Origin of the sequence: Vibrio sp. EA2 (assembly GCF_033042495.1) — a bacterium.
Taxonomy (GTDB): domain Bacteria; phylum Pseudomonadota; class Gammaproteobacteria; order Enterobacterales; family Vibrionaceae; genus Vibrio.
In genome coordinates this window covers 157,455-183,107 of record NZ_JAWLID010000006.1, presented here as the reverse complement: position 1 = coordinate 183,107, position 25,653 = coordinate 157,455, and the positions used below count along the sequence as shown (strand labels likewise).

The following is a 25,653-nucleotide window of genomic DNA, read 5'->3' as shown; positions in this document are numbered from 1 at the left end:
AAGTTCACTATAACTCACTTTTGTAGTGGCTGTATAAGAAATTACCTATAAGTGCAATTTAAGTTACTTATGGTTAGTTGGCTAGTTCAATATCTCTCTTTGTTCTTTATGGGAGATATTTATCAACTAGAACGACACATTTGGCAACAGCGTAGTATTCGGATTAGTATTGGAAGAAGACAGAGAAGAGTGCGTGATCGGGGCTTACCTGACCCAAAATCGTCAGGTACAAAAAAAGGTTAGTAAACACTACGCTTACTAACCTTCTAGAATATGGTGGCCCCTCGCAGACTTGAACTGCGGACCAATCGATTATGAGCGAAGGTCTGACCGCATACTATCCTCCCAGGCTTAGCTTCTAAATTCCCCACGCATCAATCCCACAAAATCTCATCATCCTACTATTCACATTACTACGCTGACGTTGACGACGCACAGATGTGGCTGGGATTTTACGTCGACGACGACGAAGGTACTGGGGTGAGTTTGTAGCTTGGGGACAGGAGAGAGACCGGAAAGGCGAGGTGTATAAACCCCTATATCCCTGAGGTTCAGTCAATAACCAAGGGCTTTGCGCCTCAATAGTTAAAGATTTAGGTCTAGCTCAAAGTTAGAATCATCAATTTACCTTTACGTATTAGGTGATGAATATTAGAAGATAAAAGCCGAACTATTAGCTCTACCGACAAGAAAACCCAATAACCCTACCATTTACCATCGTTGACAGTGAGCCGACGACAGCAATCCAAATCAAACTCTTCAATCAATAAATCTAATAGGAAATGCAGTAATTAAAAACTACTAATCAGTGCGTTATATGTAGTTACGGCTTTGAATATAGCTGCAGCTAATTGCTGTTGAGCCCTGATAATGACACATAACGATGGACTTCTTGAACACTACCCTCCCTGAAGGAAGAAGGGTTACTGCGTTGTTCTACTAAGGCGCGAAACAACAATATGTTCAATTCGTTACAGTTTCAGTACAATTATTAATATTACATTCTTCTACACGTATAGCGTTGCCAAATTTATCATTATAAGTGGTCTTATAGTGCTTATCTTGAATCTCACGGGTCGCGGTCCATTTATTACCTTCTTTATCAGTTCCTCGCAGATACTGATTATCTCCTGCATAAATCGTTGTTCGATTCCAGGTTAAACCGCTAGTGCGGTCCTTACACTGTTCGAAGAGCATATTTCCGGTTTTTGATTTCATACAATCGACGTTTTCAGTACTATGAAAAGAATCTGCTAAGGCAGAGCTAGTTAAACCATTACAAATAACAAAAATAGCTAGTTTATACATTCCAACGCTCATAAATTACAACCCAAAAAAGAATACTATGCCGAAAGTTATCGACTTATTTTTTGGGGACAGTATCACAAAAAAACGTCAAACCTATATTGTTTCTTATTGATATCGTGAAATCGAGATAAATATCTTATTTTGATTCGTTTTTACTGTTAAAATTCTTGATAAACATATGTTTAGTGGCAGTCCCAAGGCCCATTTTGGTTTAAATCGAACGTACACTCTACCATCATCTGACAATTCATTAGCCAATGCTTGCCTTGCGCACCCTAAAAGCAGACTTTGTTGGGAAGGCTTACGCTGAGAAACTGATGAAGGAGAAAAAAGTACTTCCGCATTAGGTTTAAATAAGTCAGAGATAAAGTGGATTGAAGATACATCAAAACAAAAAGTTTGGGTTTGTGTTGATGATTTAGAATACCCAAATCATATTTGACCTTCTCGTTTGTATAGCTAAAACCTAACAACTAAAATCCTAGATCGCTGGGTCGGTCACACCAGACTGGCCCTGTAATCTTACTCTAAGGCTTATCCCGCCTGACTTCCTGCATGATGTAGTTTCTGCAATTATCGCGACGGCGTCGTCGGTCCGGTCCTATTCCTGTCTTTAACTGAAAATTTGTCGCTGTACTGTCGTCGTCGACGTCGATAAATGCACTTCAACACGAAGATGGTATTCAGCACCGAAACTGTCCCTGTTGTCTTCCTAGGACGATTTCTAGCGGCAACTTACATACAGAGGCTGATTCTGTTTTGGTACTGGTATTTTTTGCCCTGAGGTTAAAGCAGAGTAGACGTGTTTACTGATGCAGACTCTTAGAAAGGTTAGTACTTACCGGACAAGACTCCGAACCGGATATAGACCGGACCAGAAAAGACAAAGGCCCGTAGATTTCTCTACGAGCCTTCTAAAATATGGTGGCCCCTCGCAGACTTGAACTGCGGACCAATCGATTATGAGTCGACTGCTCTAACCACTGAGCTAAGGGGCCTAATAGGTCAACGATTATAGGGGAAGCGCTGCGAGGTGTCTAGATACCAGCATGGCTAATTGCGCTTAGTTTTTATCCACTTAGCACAGTGGATAATAAAAAAGGTGACCTAGGGTCACCTTTTTTGATTTTTTAAAGCTTGTTAGCGCTTCGGTTACTCGTCTAGGAAGCTGCGCAGAGTTTCTGAGCGGCTTGGGTGACGAAGTTTACGCAGTGCTTTTGCTTCGATCTGACGAATACGTTCACGAGTAACATCGAACTGTTTACCTACCTCTTCTAGAGTGTGGTCGGTGTTCATGTCGATACCAAAGCGCATGCGAAGTACTTTTGCTTCACGTGGCGTTAGGCCTGCAAGCACGTCTTTTGTCGCGCCTCTCAAGCTTGTCGCTGTTGCAGAGTCTAATGGTAGTTCAAGCGTCGTATCTTCGATGAAATCTCCTAGATGCGAATCTTCGTCGTCACCAATTGGTGTCTCCATTGAGATTGGCTCTTTAGCGATTTTCAGCACTTTACGAATCTTGTCTTCTGGCATCTGCATGCGTTCTGCCAGTTCTTCTGGTAGTGGCTCACGACCCATCTCTTGTAGCATTTGACGAGAGATACGGTTTAGTTTGTTGATCGTTTCGATCATGTGAACCGGAATACGAATCGTACGAGCTTGGTCCGCGATTGAACGAGTGATTGCCTGACGGATCCACCACGTTGCGTATGTCGAGAACTTGTAACCACGACGGTATTCGAACTTATCTACCGCTTTCATCAAGCCGATGTTACCTTCTTGGATTAGATCCAGGAACTGTAGACCACGGTTGGTGTATTTCTTCGCGATAGAAATTACCAGACGTAAGTTCGCTTCAACCATCTCTTTCTTCGCACGGCGAGCTTTTGCTTCACCGATAGACATGCGACGGCTGATGTCTTTAACGTTTTGAACGCTCAGAGATGTCTCTTCTTCAATCATTTTTAGCTTAGTGATTGAGCGACGGATTTCTTCTTCGTTACGTTTGATCTTCTCTGCGTATGGTTTGTCAGAAGCCAGAACTTCATCTAACCAAGCATCACTTGATTCGTTACCAGTGAACAGAGCGATGAATGACTTCTTCGGCATCTTGCCGTATTCAACTACTGACTTCATGATCAAACGTTCTTGCGTACGAACGCGATCCATAGAAGTACGCAGCTCATTCACCAGGTGATCGAACTGTTTTGGTGTTAGACGGAATTCTTTGAACACGTCTAGCATCATTTCATTAGCTACGGTTGCTTTCGGGCTTTCGTAACCATATTCATTGATTGCTAATTGTAGATTTTGGTATGTGCTACGGAGCTGATTAAACTTCTCCAGAGCCAGTTCTGGATCGATACCAACATCTTCTTCAGAATCATCATCTGAATCGTCGTCTTTGTCTTCGTCTTCGTCATCATCAACGTCTGTGTTATCTTCATCTTCTAATTGAGATTCAGACAGCTCAGAACCGATGTGTGTTGCTGTAGGTGCAGCGGTATCGTCTGCATCTGGGTCTACAAAGCCAGAAATTAGGTCCGTAAGGCGAAGCTCTTCCGCTTGAACTTTATCAAATTGTTCAAGAATGTACGGGATCGTTCCTGGGTATTCAGCAACCGATGATTGAACTTGGTTAATACCTTCTTCAATACGTTTTGCGATGTCGATTTCGCCTTCGCGGGTCAGTAGCTCAACAGTACCCATTTCGCGCATGTACATACGTACTGGGTCTGTCGTACGACCAATTTCACTCTCTACGCTAGAAAGTGCAGCGGCTGCAGCTTCGGCTGCATCTTCATCGGTAATATTTGTGTCATCATTTAGTGCTAAATCATCAGCATCAGGAGCAGTTTCTACTACCTTAATGCCCATATCATTGATCATCTGAATGATGTCTTCTACCTGTTCTGAATCTACGATTTCAGCAGGTAGGTGGTCATTTACTTCGGCGTAGGTCAGATAGCCTTGTTCCTTGCCTTTAATAACAAGTGACTTTAGCTGTGACTGCGGATTTTGATCCATAGACGGTATCCAACTTCGTAATCTGGTGAAGGAATCAGTATGCGAAATGCAAACCACTAACTATAACAAATTAAATTGATGCTGACTAATTAAACAGGGTTACGCTTTTAAATCTAGCATAAGTGCTAGCAGCTCCCTTTTCTCCTCGGCTGATAAACCGACGCTTCTTGCTTTGGCCTGCAGGTTTTCAATTTGTTTTTCTACACACTGGGCGATAATTTTGTCCAGTGAGTCTAAAAATATTTCTTCTTGGTTGTCTTCATCGAGCGGAATGTCCCAGCTCGCAAGACGAGACAGAAGTGCCTCATTCTGGCTACTTCGCCAGTGCTCTAATAATTGGCCTGTGTTTATATGGGGATGCGCCTGGCATTTATCAAGTACATCTACAAATAAACTGAGGCCTGGTATGGATAATTCTCTCACTGTGGAGAGGTCCGGTACCATTTGAGCATAGCTCGGATTTTGAATAAGTAGAGCGATAACCTCACGCATTGGTGTTCGTTTGATCTCTTTGTGCGGCTGAGGTCGAGTTTCGTTCACTTTTTTACGAGCTTGACGCAGGCGGTTATCAAAGCCTGTGCGTTCATCAAGCAGTTTTTCTAGTAGCTCCTGAAAGTATGGATCAGGAATCTTGTCTATCAAGGCACTAGCATAAGCTCTGAGCGCCGATTTTCCCTCAATATTGCCCAAGTTAATTTGATGCAATTCGATCAGGTTATCAAACAGGTAGCTCGATAGTGGTGTCGCTTGCTCAATTTGTTGTTCTAGAGCTGCCTTGCCGTATTTGCGAACATAGCTATCTGGATCTTCACCGTCCGGTAAGAACATGAATTTCAATGTGTTACCAGTTTTTAAGTACTGAAGGGCATTTTCCAGTGCTCGCCATGCGGCTTCTTTACCAGCTCGGTCGCCATCGTAGCAACACACCACCGTGTTAGTTTGACGAAACAGCATTTGAATGTGATCGCCAGTGGTGGAAGTGCCTAATGAAGCAACGGAATAATCGACGCCATATTGTGCTAAAGCGACAACGTCCATATAACCTTCAACCACTAAAATTTTTGGCGGCTCTCGATATGCCTGCAGTACTTCATAAAGGCCGTAAAGTTCTTTACCTTTATGGAAGATGGGCGTTTCCGGTGAGTTAAGGTATTTCGGTGTACCATCGCCTAGCACGCGGCCACCAAAACCAATAACTCGACCGCGGCGGTCACGAATCGGGAACATCACACGCCCGCGGAATCGGTCGTAGCGATTGCCTTTATCGTTTTCAATCAACATGCCGCCCGTCACGAGCATGTCTTGAGCGTCTTTTTGCTGGCCGAAGTTCTTACGGACTAAGTCCCATTCGTCAGCCACGTACCCGATGCCAAACTTCTGCACGATTTCGCCAGATAAGCCACGATCTTTTAGATATTCAATCGCGACTTTGTTAGCTGGTTGTTTTAGCTGGTTACGATAGAACTGAGCGATACTGCCCATGAGATCGTAAAGGTTACGTTTTTCACTGCTGCTTGCCTGTGGGCCAGACTTAAACTGGCCTCCACCACTACGCTGTTCACGTGGGACATCCAGACCTAAATACGAGGCAAGCTCTTCGATGGCTTCCACAAAGTCCAGACGTTCGAACTCCATGATGAAGTCGATTGCGTTGCCATGGGCGCCACACCCAAAACAGTGATAAAACTGTTTTTCCTGACTCACGCTAAAAGAGGGCGTTTTCTCATTATGGAATGGGCAACAAGCGCCGTAGTTTTTGCCTTTTTTCTTAAGTTTCACGCGTGCGTCAACGATATCGACAATATCAAGCCGAGCTAGAAGGTCATCGATAAAACTGCGTGGGATGTGTCCAGCCATAAAACCTAACAAAAAAGAAAAATCATGATTGGTGTGAATGAATTACGAGAAAGCTTGTGTGCGACTTTGAGTTATTTCATTCAGATACAAACAAGCCGTGCGCTCCAAAGGATAGCACGGCTTGCTGCAATTGGGTGGGGTGTTAAGCCAATTTAGCGCGAACTAAACCGCTTACTTTACCCATATCTGCACGCCCTTGAATCTGCGGTTTCAAAACGCCCATTACTTTACCCATGTCTTGCATGCCAGCTGCACCAGACTCTGCAATTGCTTTCTCGATAAGAGTGACAACTTCATCGTCTGTCAGTGGTTGAGGCATAAAATCCTCAAGAACGGTAATTTCTGCTTGCTCCGCATCAGCAAGATCTTGACGACCCGCTGCTTCATATTGCGTAACAGAATCGCGACGTTGTTTAACCATCTTAGTCAATACCGCAATAATGTCCTCGTCGCTCAGAGTGATCTGCTCGTCGACTTCACGTTGCTTAATTGCTGCTAAGGCTAAACGAATAGTACCAAGGCGCAGTTTGTCCTTGGCTTTCATCGCTAATTTTTGCTCTTCTTTGAGTTGATCAATCAGAGCCATAACTAAATTCCTCTATGGAGCTCAGTTATTAGTACAGGCGAACGCGACGAGCGTTTTCGCGAGCTAGCTTCTTAGCGTGACGCTTTTGAGCTGCTGCTTTAGCGCGTTTGCGAACTGTAGTTGGTTTTTCGTAGTGCTCACGACGACGCACTTCAGAAAGGATACCTGCTTTTTCGCAAGAGCGCTTAAAACGACGTAGAGCAACGTCGAACGGTTCGTTTTCACGTACTTTAACTACTGGCATATGCCTTTCACCTCAGGGGTTATTCGTTAATGCTGGCATTCAACAGACCAAATCACAATTATTCGGTCACTTACCAGCTGATCAAAAATGGTGCGGAATTTTAATCCGATCACAACTGCTTTGTAAAGCCTTTTATCGATTATTGTCTGTACAAAATTTGTTTGCAGCACCAAGGCAAGGTAATATGACGCCCAAATTTCCTCTATATAGAAAGCATACTGAGATAACCATGCGCATTATTGGTATTGAAACCTCTTGTGACGAGACTGGCATCGCTATTTATGACGATGAAAACGGCCTATTGTCACACAAGCTTTACAGCCAAGTAAAACTTCACGCAGATTATGGTGGTGTGGTGCCTGAGTTGGCTTCACGTGACCATGTGAAGAAGACGATTCCTCTCATTAAAGAGGCATTAAAAGAAGCAAACCTCACGTCAAAAGACATTGATGGTGTGGCTTACACTGCTGGTCCTGGTTTGGTTGGGGCATTGTTGGTTGGCGCAACCATTGGTCGCAGTGTTGCTTACGCGTGGGGTGTGCCTGCCGTACCTGTTCATCACATGGAAGGTCACTTACTGGCGCCAATGCTGGAAGACAACCCGCCGCCGTTCCCGTTTGTTGCGGTACTGGTATCTGGTGGTCACTCTATGATGGTGGAAGTCAAAGGCATTGGTGAGTACCAAATTCTGGGTGAATCGATTGATGATGCAGCTGGTGAAGCCTTTGATAAAACGGCGAAGCTAATGGGACTGGATTACCCTGGTGGTCCGCTGCTTTCCAAATTAGCAGAGAAAGGCACGCCGGGTCGCTTTAAGTTCCCTCGTCCAATGACGGATCGCCCGGGGCTGGACATGAGCTTTTCTGGTCTGAAAACATTCACGGCGAATACTATCGCGGCAAACGGTGATGATGAGCAGACGCGTGCAGATATCGCGCTGGCATTTGAAGAAGCGGTCTGTGCGACGCTGGCGATTAAGTGCAAGCGTGCTCTGGAGCAGACTGGTATGAAACGTATTGTTATCGCGGGTGGTGTGAGTGCCAACCGCCGCCTACGTGCTGAACTGGAAAAACTGGCTAAGAAAATGGGCGGTGAAGTTTACTACCCACGTACAGAGTTCTGCACCGACAATGGCGCGATGATCGCTTATGCGGGTATGCAACGTCTGAAAAATGGTGAAGTATCGGATATGGCTGTTGAAGCTCGACCTCGTTGGCCTATCGATCAGTTAACGCCGATTGCGTAAGCGCATTTATCTTGTACAGGCCTCTATTAATAGAGGCCTTTGTTTTTGATAACAGAGCACATCAATAACAGGTGATTGTATTTTGCAATAACCTCGGGCTGCTTAGTTCATTGACAACATCGGATAGAAAAATAAGTAATGGATATCGCAATGAATAAATTTGAAATTGAAGGTCAGCAACTTGCCTACCTGGATAAAGGCGAAGGACCAGTACTGCTGTTTGGTCACAGCTATTTGTGGGATAGCCAAATGTGGGCTCCACAGGTTGAAGTTTTGAGCCAGTTTTATCGCTGTATCGTGCCTGATTTATGGGCACACGGTGAGTCAGAGTTTGCGCCAGCATCGACTCGTTCTCTTGTCGATTATGCGCAACAAATGTTGGCGTTGATGGATCATTTACAAATAGAGGAGTTTTCTATTGTTGGTTTGTCTGTTGGCGGCATGTGGGGCGCGGAGTTAACTGCTCAAGCACCACAACGCGTGAAGTCGCTGGTACTGATGGATACTTTCATTGGCTGGGAGCCAGAAGTCACACATAAAAAGTACTTCGCAATGCTGGATACCATCACTCAAGTTCAATCAGTACCCGAGCCGATTGTTGAAGCCGTTGCACCACTTTTCTTTGCCAATGATGTAGAGCAAGCGAACCCAGAACTCATCGAATCATTCAAACAAAGCTTACGAGCGTTACAAGGTGAGCGTGCGGTTGAAGTGGCGCGAATTGGTCGTATGGTCTTTGGTCGACGTGATGTGATTGAAGATTCGGAGAAGTTTGCATTACCGACGTTAATTGCTGTCGGCCGTGAAGATAAACCGCGTCCGGTTTTCGAATCTTATTTGATGAATGACTGCATCACAGGCAGTCAGCTGGTTGAGATCCCAGAAGCGGGCCATATTAGCTCGCTTGAGCAGCCGGAGTTCGTCAATCAGATGTTATTGAACTTTTTAAACAAAGTTCACTCTTAAAGTTGCATTAAACAAAACTCGGCATTACGCCGAGTTTTTTTCTGTTAGTTTCTTTTGACCGATTTTAGGCTCTTCGCCGGATAACAAGCGGCGGATGTTCTGGTGATGTTTAAATACGATCAGGCAACACAGCATCGCGACAGGCAAGGTGTACTGTGGCTTAAACATCCAGGTATAAAAAGGCGTCAGCAGTACAGTGACCAGTGCGGCAAGGGAAGAGTAGCGGAATATGACGGCAACACAGAGCCAGGTCAGCATGACCAGAGCCGTAAGGTCGAGACCGATTGGAGCGATAGCCCCCAGAGCGGTGGCAACGCCTTTTCCCCCTTTGAAATGGAAGAAAATAGGGTACATATGACCAAGGCATGCGGCGATCGCAATGACACCAAGGATGATCGGATTGATCCCTAGGAAGTAGCCTCCCCACACAGGAATGGTGCCTTTGAGCATGTCACACAGTAATACTGAGATGGCTGCACCTTTACCACCAATGCGTAATACATTGGTCGCGCCTGGGTTATTGGAGCCAACTTTACGCGGGTCTGGCAATTTTAACAGGCGACAAATTAACACCGCACTGGAAATAGAACCCAGTAAATAGGCGGCCATTGTCATTATCAGTGCCAGTGCGTCCATAGAAGTCCTTGATGGATTGGAATTTAATGCTCAGTTCCAGCGTAATTGCTATCATAGCGTGAATCTGCTGCTAGCAGAAATACTCTCTACAAAGGAGCTTGCATTATGTGAGTTCCTGTATATAAAGGTGTTTTGCAGTTTTTATACCTAAGTCAACTGGTAGCGACCGAGTTATAAGTCACTTAGGTATAGAATATTACGATCAAATTACCCTCAACGGGTATCCGACCTCTGAAATAGAAGGATATAAGATGGCTCTGGATAAAGTGTTTATTGAACAATTAGAAGTAATCACCACAATTGGCGTTTACGATTGGGAACAGCAAATAAAACAAAAGCTGGTACTGGATATCGAAATGGCGCACGACAATAAGCCGGCTGGCAAAAGTGATGATGTTCAAGATGCATTAGATTACTCGCAAGTCAGTGAAGCCGTATTAAATCACATAGAGAATGGCCGTTTTCTATTGGTAGAGCGTGTAGCGGAAGAGATCGCAGAGTTGATCATGCAACGTTTTTCGGTGCCTTGGATTAAAATTCGCTTGGCAAAACCAGGCGCGGTTCCACAAGCTCGCGCTGTTGGCGTGGTGATTGAGCGAGGTCAGGCATGATCACCGCTTATATCGGTGTCGGTACGAATATAGACAGAGAGCAGCATGCAAAGGTTGCTTATCAAGAGCTGCAACAGCTTGGAGAAGATCTTCTTGTATCACCGATATATGAATGTGAGCCAATTGGTTTCAGCAGCCAGAATTTCTACAACTTTGTGATTGCTCTGCGTACAACTTTATCATTAGAAGAGTTGAGTCATCGTCTCCGTGAGATTGAATTTAAGTGGGGACGGGAAGAAAATGCGCAAAAGTATCAGGATCGAACACTGGATCTCGATATAGTGTTGTTTGGTGAGATTATCTCCGAGCAAAAGCCCGAACTGCCTCGCAGTGATATCTATAAATATCCTTTTGTCACAAAGCCTTTGTATGATCTCGAGCCACATCTGGTTATACCTGGTGATGGACGTACGGTCGCGGATATTTGGTTCGCGATGCAGCCAGTTGATTCTCTTAAGCCAGTTTCTTTTTCATTTTAAATTTGAGTTCTGTACATGAGTTATTTTGAAGCCTTTATTTTGGCTCTGATCCAGGGTCTGACGGAGTTTTTGCCTATTTCCAGCTCCGCACACTTGATCCTGCCTTCCGCTATTCTTGGTTGGGAAGACCAAGGTCTTGCATTTGATGTCGCTGTTCACGTCGGAACCTTGATGGCCGTGGTGCTTTATTTCCGTTATGAAGTTCTTACATTATTTCGGGCGTTGTTTGCCTCTATCTTCAAAGGGGACCGTGGTAAAGAAGCGAAACTAGCGTGGATGATCGTACTGGCTACGATTCCGGCCTGTGTGTTTGGTTTACTGATGAAAGATATCATCGAAATGTATCTGCGCAGTGCCTATGTGATTGCCACGACGACGATTGTGTTTGGTTTATTGCTTTGGTGGGCAGATAAACATGCGAAACAGGAGGCTGACGAATACCAGACTGGCTGGAAGAAAGCACTATTTATTGGTGTGACTCAAGCCTTGGCGATGATCCCGGGAACCTCCCGTTCTGGTGCGACAATAACAGCCGCGCTTTACCTTGGTTTTACCCGTCAGGCCGCAGCGCGTTTCTCATTCCTAATGTCGATTCCTATCATTACTCTTGCCGGCAGCTACCTTGGTATGAAGCTGGTCACCAGTAGTGAGCCCGTGCACGTTGGGTTTCTGATGACGGGTATCGTGACATCCTTTGTAAGTGCGTACATTTGTATCCACTATTTCCTGAAGCTGATTTCACGTATGGGAATGACACCATTCGTTATTTACCGTCTGGTTCTGGGCGTGGGTCTCTTTGCTTTTTTGCTTAGCGCCTAATAAAGCGACAGATTAGCAGCTTGCTTAACCGCAAGCTGCATACCTAAACCACAACGTCATTCTGAACAGCGACGAAGGAGCGAGATTCAGAACCTTCTCACAGAGTTTCTTGTAGCTTAGATCATTTCTAAAACTTCCCTGCGTGCTGATGTTAGATTCCTAGTCTCGCTTAAGCTCGCTGGAATGACCTGGCATGAGTAGCATTCGGTTAATTAATCTCTTAGATCAGGTCACTTATTCAAAGCGACTCTTACCGCCTCAATGCGTCGCTTTTCTTGTTCATCGCGAATTGCCGGGCCTTTAAATCCATCCTTAATGATGCTCTGGACATCCACGGCGGCTGCGGCTTGATAAGCGCGGGTAAAAATCTCAGCTTGAGGATAAGGCTCCTCTTCTAACCCTTTTCGACCCGCATGGTCAGCCTGACAACAAATTAAAATGTCTTCTAAGCGCTCAGCTTTGCGCCACACATCGAATTTGTTGAGTATTTTTATGATGGTTTGCGGCTTTAACTCGGCTGCGCGATGGATGTTAGAGTGCTGTTCACAGACCATCAAAGCCAAATCACGAAACTCATTGGGTACTCGGACACGTTCACACAGGTTCTTTATCAGTTTGAGGCCTGTATGGCAGTGCATTTTGTGGCTCGGCCATTCACTCTTTGGCGTTATCCCTTTGCCAAGATCATGCACTTGAGCAGCAAAGCGAACGGGCAGAGAAGGGCTGAGTTTGGCCGCTTGTTCTGCAACCATTAAGGTGTGAATACCCGTATCTATTTCAGGATGCCATTTCTCAGGTTGAGGCACGCCAAACAGAGCATCAATTTCTGGCAGGACAACCGCAAGTGCACCGCAATCACGTAGCACAGAGAGAAAAACGTCGGGACGAGGCGAAGACAGCGATTTGTGCCATTCCTGCCATACGCGTTCCGGTGTTAGAGTATCGAGCTCCCCGGATGCAGACATATCACGCATCAGTTGCATGGTTTCATCTGCCACCGTAAAGCCCAGTGGCGCGAGTTTGGCTGCAAAACGGGCCACGCGCAGGACACGAAGTGGATCTTCAATAAACGCATCAGAGACATGGCGCAACAGGCGGTGGTTAAGATCATCCTGGCCGCCGTAGGGATCGTACAGCTTACCCTGGTCATCCATTGCCATGGCGTTGATGGTTAGGTCACGACGAATCAAATCTTCTTCCAACGTGACACTTTGATCGAAGAAGCATTCAAAACCGGTATAACCCGAGCCTGATTTCCTCTCCGTTCGTGCTAGTGCATGCTCCTCTTTGTTTTTGGGATGAAGAAATACGGGGAAATCTTTCCCCACGGCCGTGTAACCCAGAGAAAGCATCATTTCGGGAGTCGCTCCAACCACTACCCAATCGTTGTCATAGTGATCAATTCCGAGCAATTGATCCCGGACTGCACCACCTACTAAGTAAACTTGCACGAACAACCTCTTAATTTACTGATATGTCGTTGGACATTGTAGCAAGCAATGGTACTTTTCTTTACTCCCAACAGCAGATGCATCTATGTTTAGTAGGTATCTGATTCAAAGTGGGCGGTTTGTTAGCTGGAGATCCTATGTATAAGGACTTTTTTGGGTTTGTTGAACAACCTTTTTCGATTGTTCCAAACTCTCGTTATTTGTATCTGAGTCAACGTCATAAAGAAGCGATCACGCACCTTAAAGCCGGGTTAGGTGATGGGGGTGGATTTGCCATGTTGACTGGTGAAGTAGGGACGGGGAAAACCACTGTGGCAAAAGCCATGCTGGCCAATCTGGACGAGACCACCAAAGCGGGTTTGATCCTCAATCCAACGTTTTCGACTCGAGACCTTCTTGAGGCGATTTGTGATGAGTTCAATATCGTCTATCCGCAAGATGCGACGCTTAAACAGCTCAATCAAGTGATTCACAACTATCTGCTGCACAACCACAATGCTGGCTGGCAGACGTTACTTGTCATCGACGAAGCACAACACCTTTCGGCTGAAGTATTAGAGCAACTTCGTTTGTTGACCAATCTGGAGACGGAGACCAGAAAGCTACTTAAAGTCCTTTTGGTTGGCCAGCCAGAATTACAACGATTATTACAAACCACTCAGTTACGCCAGCTCGCCCAGAGAATTACCGGACGCTACCATCTCCTGCCTTTAGATGAGAAAGAAACCGAGGATTATATTGCGTTTCGGCTGCATACGGCTGGAGGAAATGAACAGCTATTCAATCGCAGTTCAACCAAACAAATTGCCAAATACAGCCATGGTATTCCTAGGCTGATTAATCTTATTTGTGACAAAGCCCTGAACATTAGTCACCATCAGGGCAGTGGTGTCGTCGATAAACAGACGGTTGTGCGTGCCTGCGAAGAGGTCATGCAGTTTCAGGCCGATATTTATCAGCAAGACAGCAAACCTGGACAGATGAAGGCTCGTCGTCAGTTTGGCTGGCCTGCCTGGGGCACCGCAGCGGTAGGGGTGGCAGCCGCATTCGGTGTCGGTTGGGCTGCTATCAATCATATGCCGGAGAAACCTATTTCTGCGCTTGTAGAAGAGACTATCTCTATCAGTTCTCCTGACAGTGCTCCTGAGCCGATTGCTCCAGTGGTGGTAAACGATCAGCTCACTAATGAGCAGCGCGAGTTATTGCTGTCACAAAAACAATCGAACCTTGCTGTTAACGACCTATATAAATTATGGGGCTACCGGGCTTCTGTACGTGATAACCTCTGTTTATCAGAGGCGCAATCGACCATGATTTGTGAAAGAAGAATGGCGACATGGCCGTTGTTGATGAAGCAAAACAGACCTGTGATCTTAGAGCTGAATTATCAAGGCGATATCGGCTATGTAATTCTCTACGCCGTCGGGAATGATAAAGTTGAAGTGCTTAACGGTGAGCAGCGCTTGCGTTTACCACTTTCCTGGTTAAAACCAATGTGGCAGGGAAATATCATTGAGCTGTGGCAATCGCCGCTGAAAGATACGTTGCGCTTAGATATGGAAGGTCCGGCTATCGAAGTTTTAGATCAATTACTTGCTGAGGCAGTCAGTGAGATGCCTTTGGGCACTTCTATATTTGATTCAGAGATGAAAGAACGCGTTGAGCTCTTTCAGCGCTGGCAAGGGATTGGTGTTGATGGCATTGCTGGACAGCGCACGTTAGAGCGTTTACAACAGAATGTGCAGCCTAATGCGCCGACTCTGGCAAGCATTGATAAGGAGGAGGTGTAATGTCTATCGCTAAGCATGCAAGCCTGTTGCTTTTGCCTATTGGTATTTCTGCCTTTGGTGCTGCCTGGTATCTGGAAAAGCTAACTCCAAAAACTCAAGCTGCGACGCCAGAGGTTGTTGCCGTGGCGGAGGTTGTACAGCCGTTTGAGGTATTGGACTATCCGGAAATTAACCAGCTTGCTCAATTGCCAAGAGAGTGGCCAACTGCAGCGATATCCGGTGATATAGGATCCTATTTACCATCTGAAGAGTATGTGAGCAGCTCTCAAGGCGAAGAATCTCCAGTGAGTCAAAATCAAGCTAGCGATGAAGATGTAGACTTCACTCTGGATGATATCGATTTATCTTCACTGTCGCCGGACTTGGCGATGAAGGTTGAGAATGCAATGTCCCGACGAAGTGGGGGAGCAGCAATGCAGCGTTCGGCTCCCGTCAATGATTTAGAGGGCAATGCTCAGCAGTGGCAGGGTCGGCTGCCCGCGCTCAACTTGCAAACTCACATGTATGCCAGTGATGTTCAACGTCGTTGGGTGAAAATTAATAATGTGGAATATCATCAAGGCGATGTGGTGGATGGTCAGGTCACACTGAAAGAGATCCAGCCACAAGCGGTGATTGTTGAGTTTCAAGGGGAGCAGATCCGCATTCCTGCGTTGTATGAGTGGGATGGGTAGCGGTTTTTTTACTGCCAGTAGAAAAAAGGCCACAATGCGTGGCCTTTTTTAATATTCAATGTGCGGTGAGCGATTATGCCCAGCCAGCTGGAGAGCGCTTCTTGCGTGGCATCAGGTGCGGCAATAGCAAACCAAACAGCAGACCCAGGCCTGCAACACCACCACCGTAGGTAAAGTACTTCAACAGCATGTCATCTTTTTGCGTATCAAGCTTAGCGCGAAGTTCACGGTTTTCCGTTTCAACGGAGGTCAGTTGATCGCTGATCTCAGAGTATTTGTTCTCAAGATCTGAGATTTGCTGATTACGTGTTTCCAGAGAGGTCACAAGACCCGCTTTTTCAGTGTCTGAAGTCTGGCGGGCATTAGCCAGTTGTTCTTTCACTTCTGCCAGCTCTTTTTCAATACGAGGCAGGCGGATTGCCATGCTCTCTGTATTGGTGACAAATTTGCTTTGCACCCAACCAGTACGACCACGCGAGTCACGAATTTGAGTGTAGCCAGTCTCTTTGTTTGCATTTAATAATTGGACTTGAGAACCAGCATTAACACTACCAATGATTCGGTAAGTGTTGTTTGGACCCGAGTGCATAAAAGTGAATAGGTCATCAGAAATATAACGGTTTGCAGCTAGGGCCGATGGCGCTGCTAGCAAAGTAAACAAAACCGTGATGATTAGTTTTTTCACAGTAAATCCCTTAACGATTTTTCTTGGTACAGCGTTGGCACCGAATGATTGGAGCCGGAATTAGACGAATAGTATGCAGTTTCAAACTCGGGTGCAACAAAGAAGGGAGGCAAAGCCTCCCTTTCTGTGCGTTTGAGTCAATAATGACAAAGCGCTTACATTCTATTGACGGATGTCTTAATTAGGCAAACATTGCTTGAATGCCGTAGAAGAATACCACAGCCAATAGAGCACCAGCAGGCAGCGTAACAATCCATGAAGCAACGATGTTACGAACCACACCCAGGTTGAGTGCTGCAATACCACGAGCAAAACCAACACCCAGAACCGCACCAACCAGTGTTTGAGTGGTTGAAATTGGCAGACCTGTACCCGATGCCAGAACAACGGTACATGCCGTCGCTAGCTGGGCTGCAAAGCCACGGCTTGGTGTTAGTTCAGTAATACCTGTACCAACGGTTGCCATTACTTTGTGGCCCAGAGTCGCAAGGCCCACAACGATACCGATACCACCTAGTGGAAGAATCCACCATGCGATTGTGCTCTTAGATGTGATTTCACCCATGTGCTCAACAGTTGATACGACCGCTGAAAGAGGGCCAATCGCGTTTGCTACGTCGTTCGAACCGTGTGCAAATGCCATCGCACAAGCTGTGATAACCATTAGCACACTGAAGATGCCTTCAACACCAGAGAAACTGTGGTCATCTTCGCGGTTAGCAAATTTCTTCTGAATGTAGAAGTAGCCGCCAGCCATTACAATTGCCGATACCGCAGCCGCCCACATCCAGGCTTCACCGTTGCTCAAGTGAAGGCCAACGTGCTTAAGACCTTTTTTGATAGTAACCAGTGCAATCACCATGGTGGTGATAAACATGTAAACAGGCACAAAGCGTTTTGCATTAAATAGCGGATTTTCTGTATCAAAAATCAGACGTTGTGCGCTGACAAAAATCACGTAGGCAAAGAAGCCGGAGATAACTGGTGTAATGATCCAACTACCAACAATGCCTTGAACACTGCCCCAGTCCACTGCTTCTGTACCTACAGAAACACATGCAAAACCGATGATCGCACCGATGATTGAGTGAGTGGTTGATACTGGCCAACCCATGTAAGACGCTAGTAGTAGCCATGTACCGGCTGCAAGTAGCGCTGACATCATGCCGTAGACAAGAACGTCAGGTTGATGAGCAAATAGAGATGTTTCGATAACACCTTTACGGATAGTGTCGGTTACTTCACCGCCTGCAAGATATGCCCCCGCAAATTCAAAGATCATCGCAATGATGATAGCTTGTTTTACGGTTAGCGCTTTTGAACCTACCGATGTACCCATCGCATTAGCAACGTCGTTCGCGCCAATACCAATCGCCATCATGAAACCAAAAATCGCTGCAACAATAATCAGGACAGTGCCGTAGTTCGCAAGGATATCCATCGTAATACCTAGTTGTTTTATAACAAGCGGAACAAAATTTTACGCGCGCCAAATCGAAAGACGATGAAACCAGTCATCGTCCTTATGACACGTGTGTATTATGCTCTTCGTTATGTCGTTAACTTATGTTTTAAGATCGAGATAGCATGACTTCCAAACGAGCACCTACGCGCTGCGCTTGGTCGGCAATACCACCTACCCATTCAAGAATCTTATACAAGAACATGACATCGATAGGGTTCATGTCAGATTCAATCGCCATCAATTGTTGGCGCAGTTCAATCTGCATAGCATCGGTATCATCTTCGATGACGTCTAACTGATGAATCATTTCAGCAACAAGTGTTACTTCACGGCCTTTAAAGCCAGTCTCTAACAATTCATCAAGTTCATTAATTACCTTTTGCGCCTGATTAGCCGCATCAAGACAACGTTGAACGTAAGCGAGGAAGTTTGGCTGAAGAGCCTCTGGAATGACAAGTTGACGACCATATACACGGCCAGCAATGTCTTTTGCCAAGTTAGCCAGTTTGTCTTGTTGAGTCAGAAGCTCAAGCATGTCAGTACGGTCTACTGGCATAAACAAACCGCGAGGCAGTTTTAGACGGATTTCACGTTTCAGAACATCCGCTTCTTTCTCAAGATGAGAAATTTGAGCACGGATCTCTGCTGCTTTTTCCCAGTCACCCTTTGAAGATACTTCAAAGAATTTCACCAGGTGTGAACAACATTCGTTGACACAGACAACGTGGCGTTGCAAAGGCTTTATAGGGGACTTTGCAAATAACCCCATAATTGTATTTACTGGCATGGTCATTCAACCTAATAACTATAACCTAAAAAAAACATACACCATTTCTTTAGTCTTGGCGAAATGTTGAGCGATGGCTATAAAGGCGCGCATGTTAACGCATTAAATCGTTCTTTAAAACTGTTTTAGATCATCATTCTGGTGATATTTCTCTCTTGCCGTGTAAGAAAATACGCAATATCCTGTTTCTATCTGCTTTGAAAGGTATAGCTATGGAAACCGAAATAGAACTGAAGTTTTTTGTTTCTCCTGAATTTTCAGAAACTTTAAAGGACAAAATTTCTGAGACAAAAGTACTTCAGCATAGTTGTCGTGACTTGGGTAACACCTACTTTGATACTGCCGATAAATGGTTAAGAAAGCATGACATTGGTTTAAGAATTCGCCGTTTTGATGATGTATTTGTTCAAACAGTGAAAACGGCAGGACGCGTCGTGGCTGGTTTACACCAAAGACCAGAATACAATGCCGAGCACACGAGCGATGAGCCTGATCTCACGCTTCATCCTTCTGACATCTGGCCTGCTGGCAAAGATGTCGAGACCTTACAGTCCGAACTCACTCCATTATTTTCGACTAACTTCACTCGTGAGCAGTGGTTAATTGGCATGCCTGATGGCAGTCAAGTAGAAGTCGCCTTTGATCAGGGTATGGTCATCGCGCAAGGTGAAGAGGGAGAAGAGAGACAAGAGCCAATTTGCGAAGTCGAACTTGAACTTAAATCCGGCCAAACCGACGCTCTGTTTACCTTGGCACGCAGCTTTTGTGAGCAAGGTGGCATGCGTCTGGGGAATTTAAGCAAAGCGGCGAAAGGCTATCGACTGGCAACTGGCTATGCAGGCGATGAGGTAAAACCATTAGCTTTAGTGGATAGCAGTAGCACAGACACTGTGGAATATTGTCTGATCAACTCCTTAGAGCACGCGCTGTCACACTGGCACTATCATGAGCAAATTTATGCGGAACGAGATTGTGTCGAAGCACTGCGTGAAATTAGTAACTCGCTGCGTTTTATCCGTCAGACCTTAACCATATTTGGTGGCGTCGTACCTCGTCGAGCCAGTGCCATTCTGCGTCAGGAACTGAAATGGCTGGAAGAAGAGCTTGGCTGGTTGGATGAACATGCACACCTTACAGAGTTACTTGATGATAAAGGTAACGTGCTGCGTAAACTCGATGCGCGTAAGTTCTTGGTTTCTGAGCTAACTCAGCAGCTAGAAGAGCTTCCAAGTCGCGAAGAAGTGTTGGAGTTATTAAACTCAGCGCGTTATACGGGCTTATTGCTTGATCTGAGCCGTTGGATTCTTGCTCGTGGCTGGCAGCCATTTTTGGATGAGAAAGCACGAGAAAAGATGGCGAGCAACATTCTGCCATTTTCTGTGACGCAATTGGATCGTACCTGGGCAGAGCTGATGGAAGCTTTCCCGGCTGAGCGTGATTTGTCTGCACAGGACTATGTTGACCAGCGCTACCGATTGCTGCGTAACCTCTACACCGGAATCGGGTTTGCTAGCCTATACAACAGTGAGGAGCGCAATAGCTTCCGTCTTCCGTGGGCCGATCTAGTTCATGGTATCGACGATCTATTGATGCTGAACCATTTATTACCGCTGGTGGATATGTTGCAAGCTGATGAAAAAGAGCAGCTAGAGCGATGGCTGCATCGTCAAGAGCGCTCTATATTGCATGCAATGGATCAAACTCGTGCTATCAGTGTTGAGGCGCAGCCCTACTGGCTAGAGTAATCACATTAAACGTTGAAACGATTTTTATCTGCGTCATTCCAGCGAGCTCTAGCGAGACTAGGAATCTAATAGCAGCGCACTGAGCAGTTATGAAACAACTTTGGGCATAAAGTACTCTGAAACGAGCTCCAGAATCACGCTCTTTCGTTGCTGTTCAGGATAACAGGGACTTAAAAATGCCGTTCGCTATTAAACGAACGGCATTAGACCATGAAGTCCTATTCTTCTTTTTGGTTCTGCTTCTCTTGTTGCTGCATTTCCAGTTCATTTATCCGATTAAGCAGCGTTTCCTGCTGTTCAACGAGTTTGTTCAACATACGTTCTGTATGTTTGGTGCGATGATCTTCCTGTCTGGTTGGCGCCGTCACAATCGAAGTGATTAAACCGGAGATCATGCCGAAGATCCCCACGCCGCAGACAATGATCACCACAGCCAGAAACTTGCCACCACTTGTCACCGGATAATGATCGCCATATCCGACCGTAGAGATCGTGACAAACACCCACCAAAGTGCGTCTGCCCCTGTCCGAATGTTGGAGGCGGGGTCTTTAGCTTCAATGAACAGCATCGTACTCGAGCCCAGAGTTATTAAAATCACCATCAACAATAAGATGGAGGCAACGGTTGTCTCTCGGCGGTTCTCTCTGAGTTGGTGGAGAATAAATCTAGAAGAACGCAGTACCAGTATCATCCGCAAAATATGAAAGACCCGAGCAAAGCGTAATGGCTCAATCATCGGGATGCTGGCTACAAAATCTATCCAATGGAGTTTAAGAAAATGCCACCGATTTGTGGCGCGGATCAAATCAATGGTGAGTTGTAACAGAAAAATACTACAGATTATGAAGTCGAGACCGATAAGTACTTGACGGGTTTCGCGATCGATCGAAAAAAATAACAGGCCAGAGGTCACAAATAATGCCATAAATGACAGCACTAAGGATAAAAGTCCCATCGGACGTGTGCTGTCTTTAATATCGTTGTTTTTCATACAAATCTCGAAATAATTCGCGTAACAGAATGACAAAAACTATATAAGACTCGGTGGAGAACTGACAATGGAAAAACTGGCATTTAAGCCGTGGGAAAGAGTCATATCCGACATTCGACTAGTGCCTAAAATGGTCATGTTGATGGTCTTCAGCACTATTTTGATTGTGGCAAAACAACTTTGGGATGCCAACACGTTTTACGATTCATTACTGGCTGCGACGCAGAATGTGGATATCGCTCAACAGCATTATGAGTCGTACCTCACTCAGGTTGTATGGCAGACCGCGTTGCTCATTATCGTCTTTGTGGTTTTATTGTTCGCAGCAGCACGAGTCATGTTACGTCAGACACAATATCTGAATGACGCGATCAAGCTAATGGCGAGCAAAAATTTATCGGTACCATTTGGCATGGACTGTAAGGATGAATACGGAGATGTGGCACGAGAGCTGGAACAGACTCGTCGCCAATTGCACGACGTGATCCAGATGCAAATTAACGCCTCAGATGAGTTATCCACGCTGACCGAAGTAATGACAATGAGCATGTCAGAGACCAAAGAGTCGGCTCAAGAAGAATTTAATGAGATAGACCAGCTGGCCACCGCCATGAGTGAGATGTCTTCTACGGTTCAAACGGTGGCAGAACATGCGCAGCAGGCTTCTATTCTTACCGAACAGGCATCATCTCAAGCGGTTTCTGGCCAACAATTCTTGCAGAGCACTGTCGCGAAGATGAGTGAACTCTCCACTGACATCGCTTCTTCTGCTCAGGCGGTCAACCAGGTAGAAGAGCGCGTGGAATCGATTGGCAGTGTCGTGGGAACCATCCAGGGCATTTCTGAACAGACCAACTTGCTTGCACTGAATGCCGCGATTGAAGCGGCTCGTGCCGGTGAAGCAGGACGAGGCTTTGCGGTAGTTGCAGATGAAGTTCGCAACTTAGCGCAGCGTACGCAACAAGCAACAATTGAGATTCAGGAAATGATTACTCAATTGCAAACGAGTGCAGAGTCTGCCGTTGAGTTGATGGAGAAAAGTGTTGTCGAGGCCGCTGAAGGCAATGAGCTGGTATCGAATGCAGGGACAGAGTTAGACGGCATTGTTACCCAAGTGACACAAATCAATGACATGAACTTCCAAATCGCTACCGCATCTGGTCAGCAAAGCAGTGTCGCAGAGGAAATGAACCAAAACTTAACCAACGTGAGAGAGCTGGTAGAAGCTTCTGTGACTGTTATGTCTGAGCTGCTGGAAACTTCTGAAATGATGCAAGGCAACGCCGAAGAATTAGACAAGAAAATCAAGTCATTCAGTGTTTAAAGCGAACAGCTTTTGACTAACCGCCCACAAACCTTTTGTGGGCGTTTTTATTTGCTGCAACTCTGGTATAACTTTAACTTCATTCATCGTGCTTTTCACAAGGAAGAAAAATGCAGCTGCCTCCGTCGTTGATTTCTATCGCTGAATCTGCCGTTCAAAATGCTCAGCAAGCTGGCTACTTTCAATTGTGGCCAAGTGAAATCGCAGAGCAATTTCATTATGTCTCTGGCCTGAGCCAGTTCATTACCGAAACCATTCATCGAGATGAAAAGCTCGCTCAGGACTTACCTGAGATGGTCGCGGAGCCGAGTCGTCAAGATTCTTACCGAACCCGGCTGGCAGCACTATTGGCTGAGTGTCAGGATGAGATGTCAGGTCATCGCGTATTACGCCAGTTCCGTAATCGTGAAATGGTTTATATTGCCTGGAAGGATTTTCTCCATCTCTGGACATTGGAAGAATCATTGAGTCACTTATCTGAGCTGGCTGAGGCACTGATCTTCGAAACCTATCAATGGCAATATCAGGCTTGTTGTAAAGAGTGGGGAACACCAACCAATGCTGATGGCGAAGCGCAACCGATGTTGGTCATTGGCATGGGCAAATTAGGTGGCGGTGAACTGAACTTCTCTTCTGATATTGATCTTATTTTTACCTACCCAGAAAACGGTGAAACTCAGGGCGCGCGCCGAAGTATTGCCAATGCGCAGTTCTTTACCCGTCTTGGTCAGCGAATTATCAAAGCTCTCGATCAGCAAACCTTTGATGGCTTCTGTTATCGCGTTGACATGCGTTTACGTCCATTTGGTGAAAGTGGCCCACTGGTGATGAGCTACGCCGCATTGGAAGACTATTACCAAGAGCAGGGTCGGGACTGGGAACGCTACGCCATGGTTAAGGCACGTGTGATGGGGTGTGAAATGTATCCCCAATACCAAGAACTACGCAAGATGCTGCGTCCATTTGTGTTTCGCCGTTACATCGACTTTAGTGCCATTCAATCTTTACGCCGCATGAAGTCGATGATCAGTAGTGAAGTGCGTCGTCGTGGGCTGAATAACAACATCAAGCTTGGTGCGGGAGGTATTCGAGAAATCGAGTTTATCGCTCAGGTATTCCAGCTGATCCGGGGTGGACGTGAGCCTTCTTTGCGTAATCGCGGTTTGCTGGAGACTCTGCAAGGTATTGAAGAGCTTGCCTTGCTAACACCACAAGACGTACAGAGTCTGGAAGCCGCTTACAAGTATTTACGCCAATTAGAGAACTTGTTGCAAGCCATGGCAGATAAGCAGACCCAAACACTACCAGACTGCGATATTGAGCGGATGAAACTGGCAACGGCGATGCAATGTGAATCTTGGCAGCAGTTGATCACGCAGACTCAGCAACATATGGGCAATGTTCACCAGGTGTTTGACGCGCTGATCGGTGATGATGAAGAGGATGAAGGCAGCACTGTTGCTCGTCATTTTCATGAGCTGTGGGATATGGCGAAAAAGCAAGACGTCATTGAACATATCCTGGAGCAAGATATTCAGGTGGAAGATTTTGCATCCTGCGCGAAAAGCATCATGGAGTTTAAGCAAGATATCGCGAAGAAAACACTTGGTCCTCGTGGCAGAGAAGTCCTCACCAGGCTAATGCCGAAAATATTTGATGCGGTATTTGCTCACCCGGATGCACAATTTGGTTTACCAAGAGTGTTACACTTATTGCATAAAATCTGCACTCGAACCACTTACTTAGAGCTTCTAGATGAACACCCGGCAGCGCTGGTGCAACTGGTGAGACTGTGTACTGCGAGTCCGATGATTTCGGAGCAGTTGTCGCGTTATCCGATCCTGCTTGATGAACTGATTGACCCACAACACCTGTACAATCCGATTGCTTTAGAAAGCTACCGGGTTGAGTTGCGCGATTATCTGGCGCGAATTCCAGAAGACGACATGGAACAGCAGATGGAAGCACTGCGTCAGTTCAAGCAAATTTGTATTTTGCGTATTGCTGCCGCAGACATTGCCGGAGCTTTGCCGGTCATGAAAGTGAGTGACCACTTAACTTATCTGGCAGAGGCCATTGTAGAAGCGGTTGTCAGTCAGGCCTGGTTACAGGTATCGGAAAAGTATGGCGAACCAACTCATGTCAAAGACCGTGACGGCAGAGGCTTTGCGGTAATTGGCTATGGCAAAGTGGGCGGTTGGGAGCTGGGTTATAACTCAGATTTGGATATCGTGTTTATGCATGACTGTCCGGTCAATGTATACACCGATGGCAAAAAAGAGATCGACGGTCGCCAGTTCTACCTTCGTTTAGCGCAGCGCATTATCCATATTTTCTCAACCCGTACCGCATCAGGGATTCTATACGAAGTGGACACTCGCTTACGTCCGTCGGGCGCCTCGGGGCTACTGGTGAGTCCGACCGATGCCTTTGACGAGTATCAGCATCAGGAAGCCTGGACCTGGGAACACCAAGCTTTGGTTCGTGCGCGGATGATCTATGGTGACGAGCCGCTAGCCGTGGCTTTCCATAACACTCGCCATGACGTTTTATGCAAAGAGCGGGATCAGGATGCGCTCAAAAAAGCGGTAGTCGAGATGCGCGAAAAAATGCGCGATCATCTGGGCGGCAAAAAAGCTGGACGCTTTATGCTTAAACAAGATGTTGGAGGTATTACCGACATTGAGTTTCTTGCCCAGTATCTGGTGCTCAACTACAGCCATACTAAACCAAAATTAACGCGTTGGTGTGATAACGTGAGAATCTATGAAACGCTTATTGCACAAGGAGTAATGGACGAAGACCAAGCGATGCAGTTGATAAATGCCTATACCTCAATGCGTAATGAGATACATCACCGAAACCTACTCAATCTTGATGCCGATGTTGTCGAGGGTAAATTTGCAGCTGAAAGAGAGTGGGTGAAACAGGCATGGAACCAGTGGTTCAGTTAAGGCGAGTTAT

At 46.0% G+C, this 25,653-nt stretch carries 21 protein-coding genes and 1 tRNA gene; 10 read left to right on the top strand and 12 right to left on the bottom strand.

Going from position 1 to position 25,653, the window contains the following annotated elements; genetic code table 11:
* Nucleotides 1-963 precede the first annotated feature (963 nt).
* From RXX31_RS14780 to rpsU, 6 genes are all read right to left on the bottom strand, one after another.
* Nucleotides 964-1,308 carry a hypothetical protein gene (locus tag RXX31_RS14780; RefSeq protein WP_317590294.1) on the bottom strand — a complete coding sequence of 115 codons (345 nt, stop codon included), beginning with the start codon at nucleotides 1,306-1,308 and terminating at the stop codon, nucleotides 964-966.
* Between the two features lie 922 nt (nucleotides 1,309-2,230).
* Nucleotides 2,231-2,306: transfer RNA gene (locus RXX31_RS14775), tRNA-Ile, on the bottom strand.
* Nucleotides 2,307-2,460: 154 nt separating this feature from the next.
* Nucleotides 2,461-4,332, bottom strand: coding sequence for an RNA polymerase sigma factor RpoD (gene rpoD, locus RXX31_RS14770; protein WP_317590293.1), 1,872 nt, complete (start codon nucleotides 4,330-4,332; stop codon nucleotides 2,461-2,463).
* A gap of 99 nt (nucleotides 4,333-4,431) precedes the next feature.
* Entirely contained in the window at nucleotides 4,432-6,189 is a 1,758-nt protein-coding gene (dnaG, locus tag RXX31_RS14765) for a DNA primase (protein ID WP_317590291.1), read from the bottom strand.
* A 142-nt stretch (nucleotides 6,190-6,331) separates the two neighbouring features.
* Entirely contained in the window at nucleotides 6,332-6,775 is a 444-nt protein-coding gene (locus tag RXX31_RS14760) for a GatB/YqeY domain-containing protein (RefSeq protein WP_317590289.1), read from the bottom strand.
* A gap of 28 nt (nucleotides 6,776-6,803) precedes the next feature.
* The gene (rpsU, locus tag RXX31_RS14755; RefSeq protein WP_001145625.1) at nucleotides 6,804-7,019 is read right to left on the bottom strand and encodes a 30S ribosomal protein S21; all 216 of its coding nucleotides are present in this window, start codon (nucleotides 7,017-7,019) and stop codon (nucleotides 6,804-6,806) included.
* A gap of 229 nt (nucleotides 7,020-7,248) precedes the next feature.
* On the opposite strand from rpsU, the gene tsaD reads away from it, so the two are divergent.
* Both tsaD and RXX31_RS14745 read left to right on the top strand, forming a co-directional pair.
* Nucleotides 7,249-8,265 carry a tRNA (adenosine(37)-N6)-threonylcarbamoyltransferase complex transferase subunit TsaD gene (tsaD, locus tag RXX31_RS14750; protein WP_317590343.1) on the top strand — a complete coding sequence of 339 codons (1,017 nt, stop codon included), beginning with the start codon at nucleotides 7,249-7,251 and terminating at the stop codon, nucleotides 8,263-8,265.
* Nucleotides 8,266-8,415: 150 nt separating this feature from the next.
* Nucleotides 8,416-9,231, top strand: coding sequence for an alpha/beta fold hydrolase (locus RXX31_RS14745; RefSeq protein ID WP_317590288.1), 816 nt, complete (start codon nucleotides 8,416-8,418; stop codon nucleotides 9,229-9,231).
* 24 nt (nucleotides 9,232-9,255) lie between these two features.
* On the opposite strand, the gene plsY is transcribed toward RXX31_RS14745, so the two are convergent.
* Entirely contained in the window at nucleotides 9,256-9,867 is a 612-nt protein-coding gene (gene plsY, locus RXX31_RS14740) for a glycerol-3-phosphate 1-O-acyltransferase PlsY (RefSeq protein ID WP_317590287.1), read from the bottom strand.
* A 251-nt stretch (nucleotides 9,868-10,118) separates the two neighbouring features.
* Between plsY and folB the strand changes: the two genes are divergently transcribed.
* The 3 genes from folB to RXX31_RS14725 are packed head-to-tail and all read left to right on the top strand — an operon-like array spanning nucleotide 10,119 to nucleotide 11,776.
* Entirely contained in the window at nucleotides 10,119-10,478 is a 360-nt protein-coding gene (gene folB, locus RXX31_RS14735) for a bifunctional dihydroneopterin aldolase/7,8-dihydroneopterin epimerase (protein ID WP_014230757.1), read from the top strand.
* Nucleotides 10,475-10,957, top strand: a complete 483-nt coding sequence (gene folK / locus RXX31_RS14730) for a 2-amino-4-hydroxy-6-hydroxymethyldihydropteridine diphosphokinase (protein ID WP_317590286.1) — start codon at nucleotides 10,475-10,477, stop codon at nucleotides 10,955-10,957. Before folB ends, folK begins: the two co-directional genes overlap by 4 nt.
* A gap of 15 nt (nucleotides 10,958-10,972) precedes the next feature.
* On the top strand, nucleotides 10,973-11,776 hold the full coding sequence (locus RXX31_RS14725) for an undecaprenyl-diphosphate phosphatase (RefSeq protein ID WP_317590285.1): 804 nt from the start codon (nucleotides 10,973-10,975) through the stop codon (nucleotides 11,774-11,776).
* 230 nt (nucleotides 11,777-12,006) lie between these two features.
* On the opposite strand, the gene RXX31_RS14720 is transcribed toward RXX31_RS14725, so the two are convergent.
* Entirely contained in the window at nucleotides 12,007-13,227 is a 1,221-nt protein-coding gene (locus RXX31_RS14720; RefSeq protein WP_317590283.1) for a multifunctional CCA addition/repair protein, read from the bottom strand.
* A 137-nt stretch (nucleotides 13,228-13,364) separates the two neighbouring features.
* Between RXX31_RS14720 and RXX31_RS14715 the strand changes: the two genes are divergently transcribed.
* Together RXX31_RS14715 and RXX31_RS14710 are read left to right on the top strand one after the other, a co-directional pair.
* Entirely contained in the window at nucleotides 13,365-15,017 is a 1,653-nt protein-coding gene (locus RXX31_RS14715; protein ID WP_317590281.1) for an ExeA family protein, read from the top strand.
* Nucleotides 15,017-15,691 (top strand): general secretion pathway protein GspB, encoded by a 675-nt coding sequence (locus tag RXX31_RS14710; RefSeq protein WP_317590280.1) that lies wholly within the window; start codon nucleotides 15,017-15,019, stop codon nucleotides 15,689-15,691. The genes RXX31_RS14715 and RXX31_RS14710 overlap by 1 nt, the downstream gene beginning before the upstream one ends.
* Nucleotides 15,692-15,764: 73 nt before the next feature.
* On the opposite strand, the gene RXX31_RS14705 is transcribed toward RXX31_RS14710, so the two are convergent.
* From RXX31_RS14705 to RXX31_RS14695, 3 genes are all read right to left on the bottom strand, one after another.
* On the bottom strand, nucleotides 15,765-16,376 hold the full coding sequence (locus tag RXX31_RS14705) for a TIGR04211 family SH3 domain-containing protein (RefSeq protein WP_317590279.1): 612 nt from the start codon (nucleotides 16,374-16,376) through the stop codon (nucleotides 15,765-15,767).
* 181 nt (nucleotides 16,377-16,557) lie between these two features.
* A complete protein-coding gene (locus RXX31_RS14700; protein ID WP_317590278.1) occupies nucleotides 16,558-17,817 on the bottom strand; it encodes an anion permease in 1,260 nt (419 codons plus the stop codon).
* A 130-nt stretch (nucleotides 17,818-17,947) separates the two neighbouring features.
* Entirely contained in the window at nucleotides 17,948-18,628 is a 681-nt protein-coding gene (locus RXX31_RS14695; protein WP_014230765.1) for a TIGR00153 family protein, read from the bottom strand.
* A gap of 212 nt (nucleotides 18,629-18,840) precedes the next feature.
* Here RXX31_RS14695 and RXX31_RS14690 point away from each other — a divergent pair, with 212 nt between their 5' ends.
* A complete protein-coding gene (locus tag RXX31_RS14690; protein ID WP_317590276.1) occupies nucleotides 18,841-20,373 on the top strand; it encodes an inorganic triphosphatase in 1,533 nt (510 codons plus the stop codon).
* A gap of 218 nt (nucleotides 20,374-20,591) precedes the next feature.
* On the opposite strand, the gene RXX31_RS14685 is transcribed toward RXX31_RS14690, so the two are convergent.
* Nucleotides 20,592-21,365 (bottom strand): ion transporter, encoded by a 774-nt coding sequence (locus RXX31_RS14685; protein ID WP_317590275.1) that lies wholly within the window; start codon nucleotides 21,363-21,365, stop codon nucleotides 20,592-20,594.
* 67 nt (nucleotides 21,366-21,432) lie between these two features.
* Between RXX31_RS14685 and RXX31_RS14680 the strand changes: the two genes are divergently transcribed.
* Both RXX31_RS14680 and glnE read left to right on the top strand, forming a co-directional pair.
* Complete coding sequence (locus tag RXX31_RS14680) at nucleotides 21,433-22,689, top strand: methyl-accepting chemotaxis protein (RefSeq protein WP_317590274.1); 1,257 nt, start codon at nucleotides 21,433-21,435, stop codon at nucleotides 22,687-22,689.
* A gap of 110 nt (nucleotides 22,690-22,799) precedes the next feature.
* Complete coding sequence (gene glnE / locus RXX31_RS14675) at nucleotides 22,800-25,643, top strand: bifunctional [glutamate--ammonia ligase]-adenylyl-L-tyrosine phosphorylase/[glutamate--ammonia-ligase] adenylyltransferase (protein ID WP_317590273.1); 2,844 nt, start codon at nucleotides 22,800-22,802, stop codon at nucleotides 25,641-25,643.
* Nucleotides 25,644-25,653: the final 10 nt, after the last annotated feature.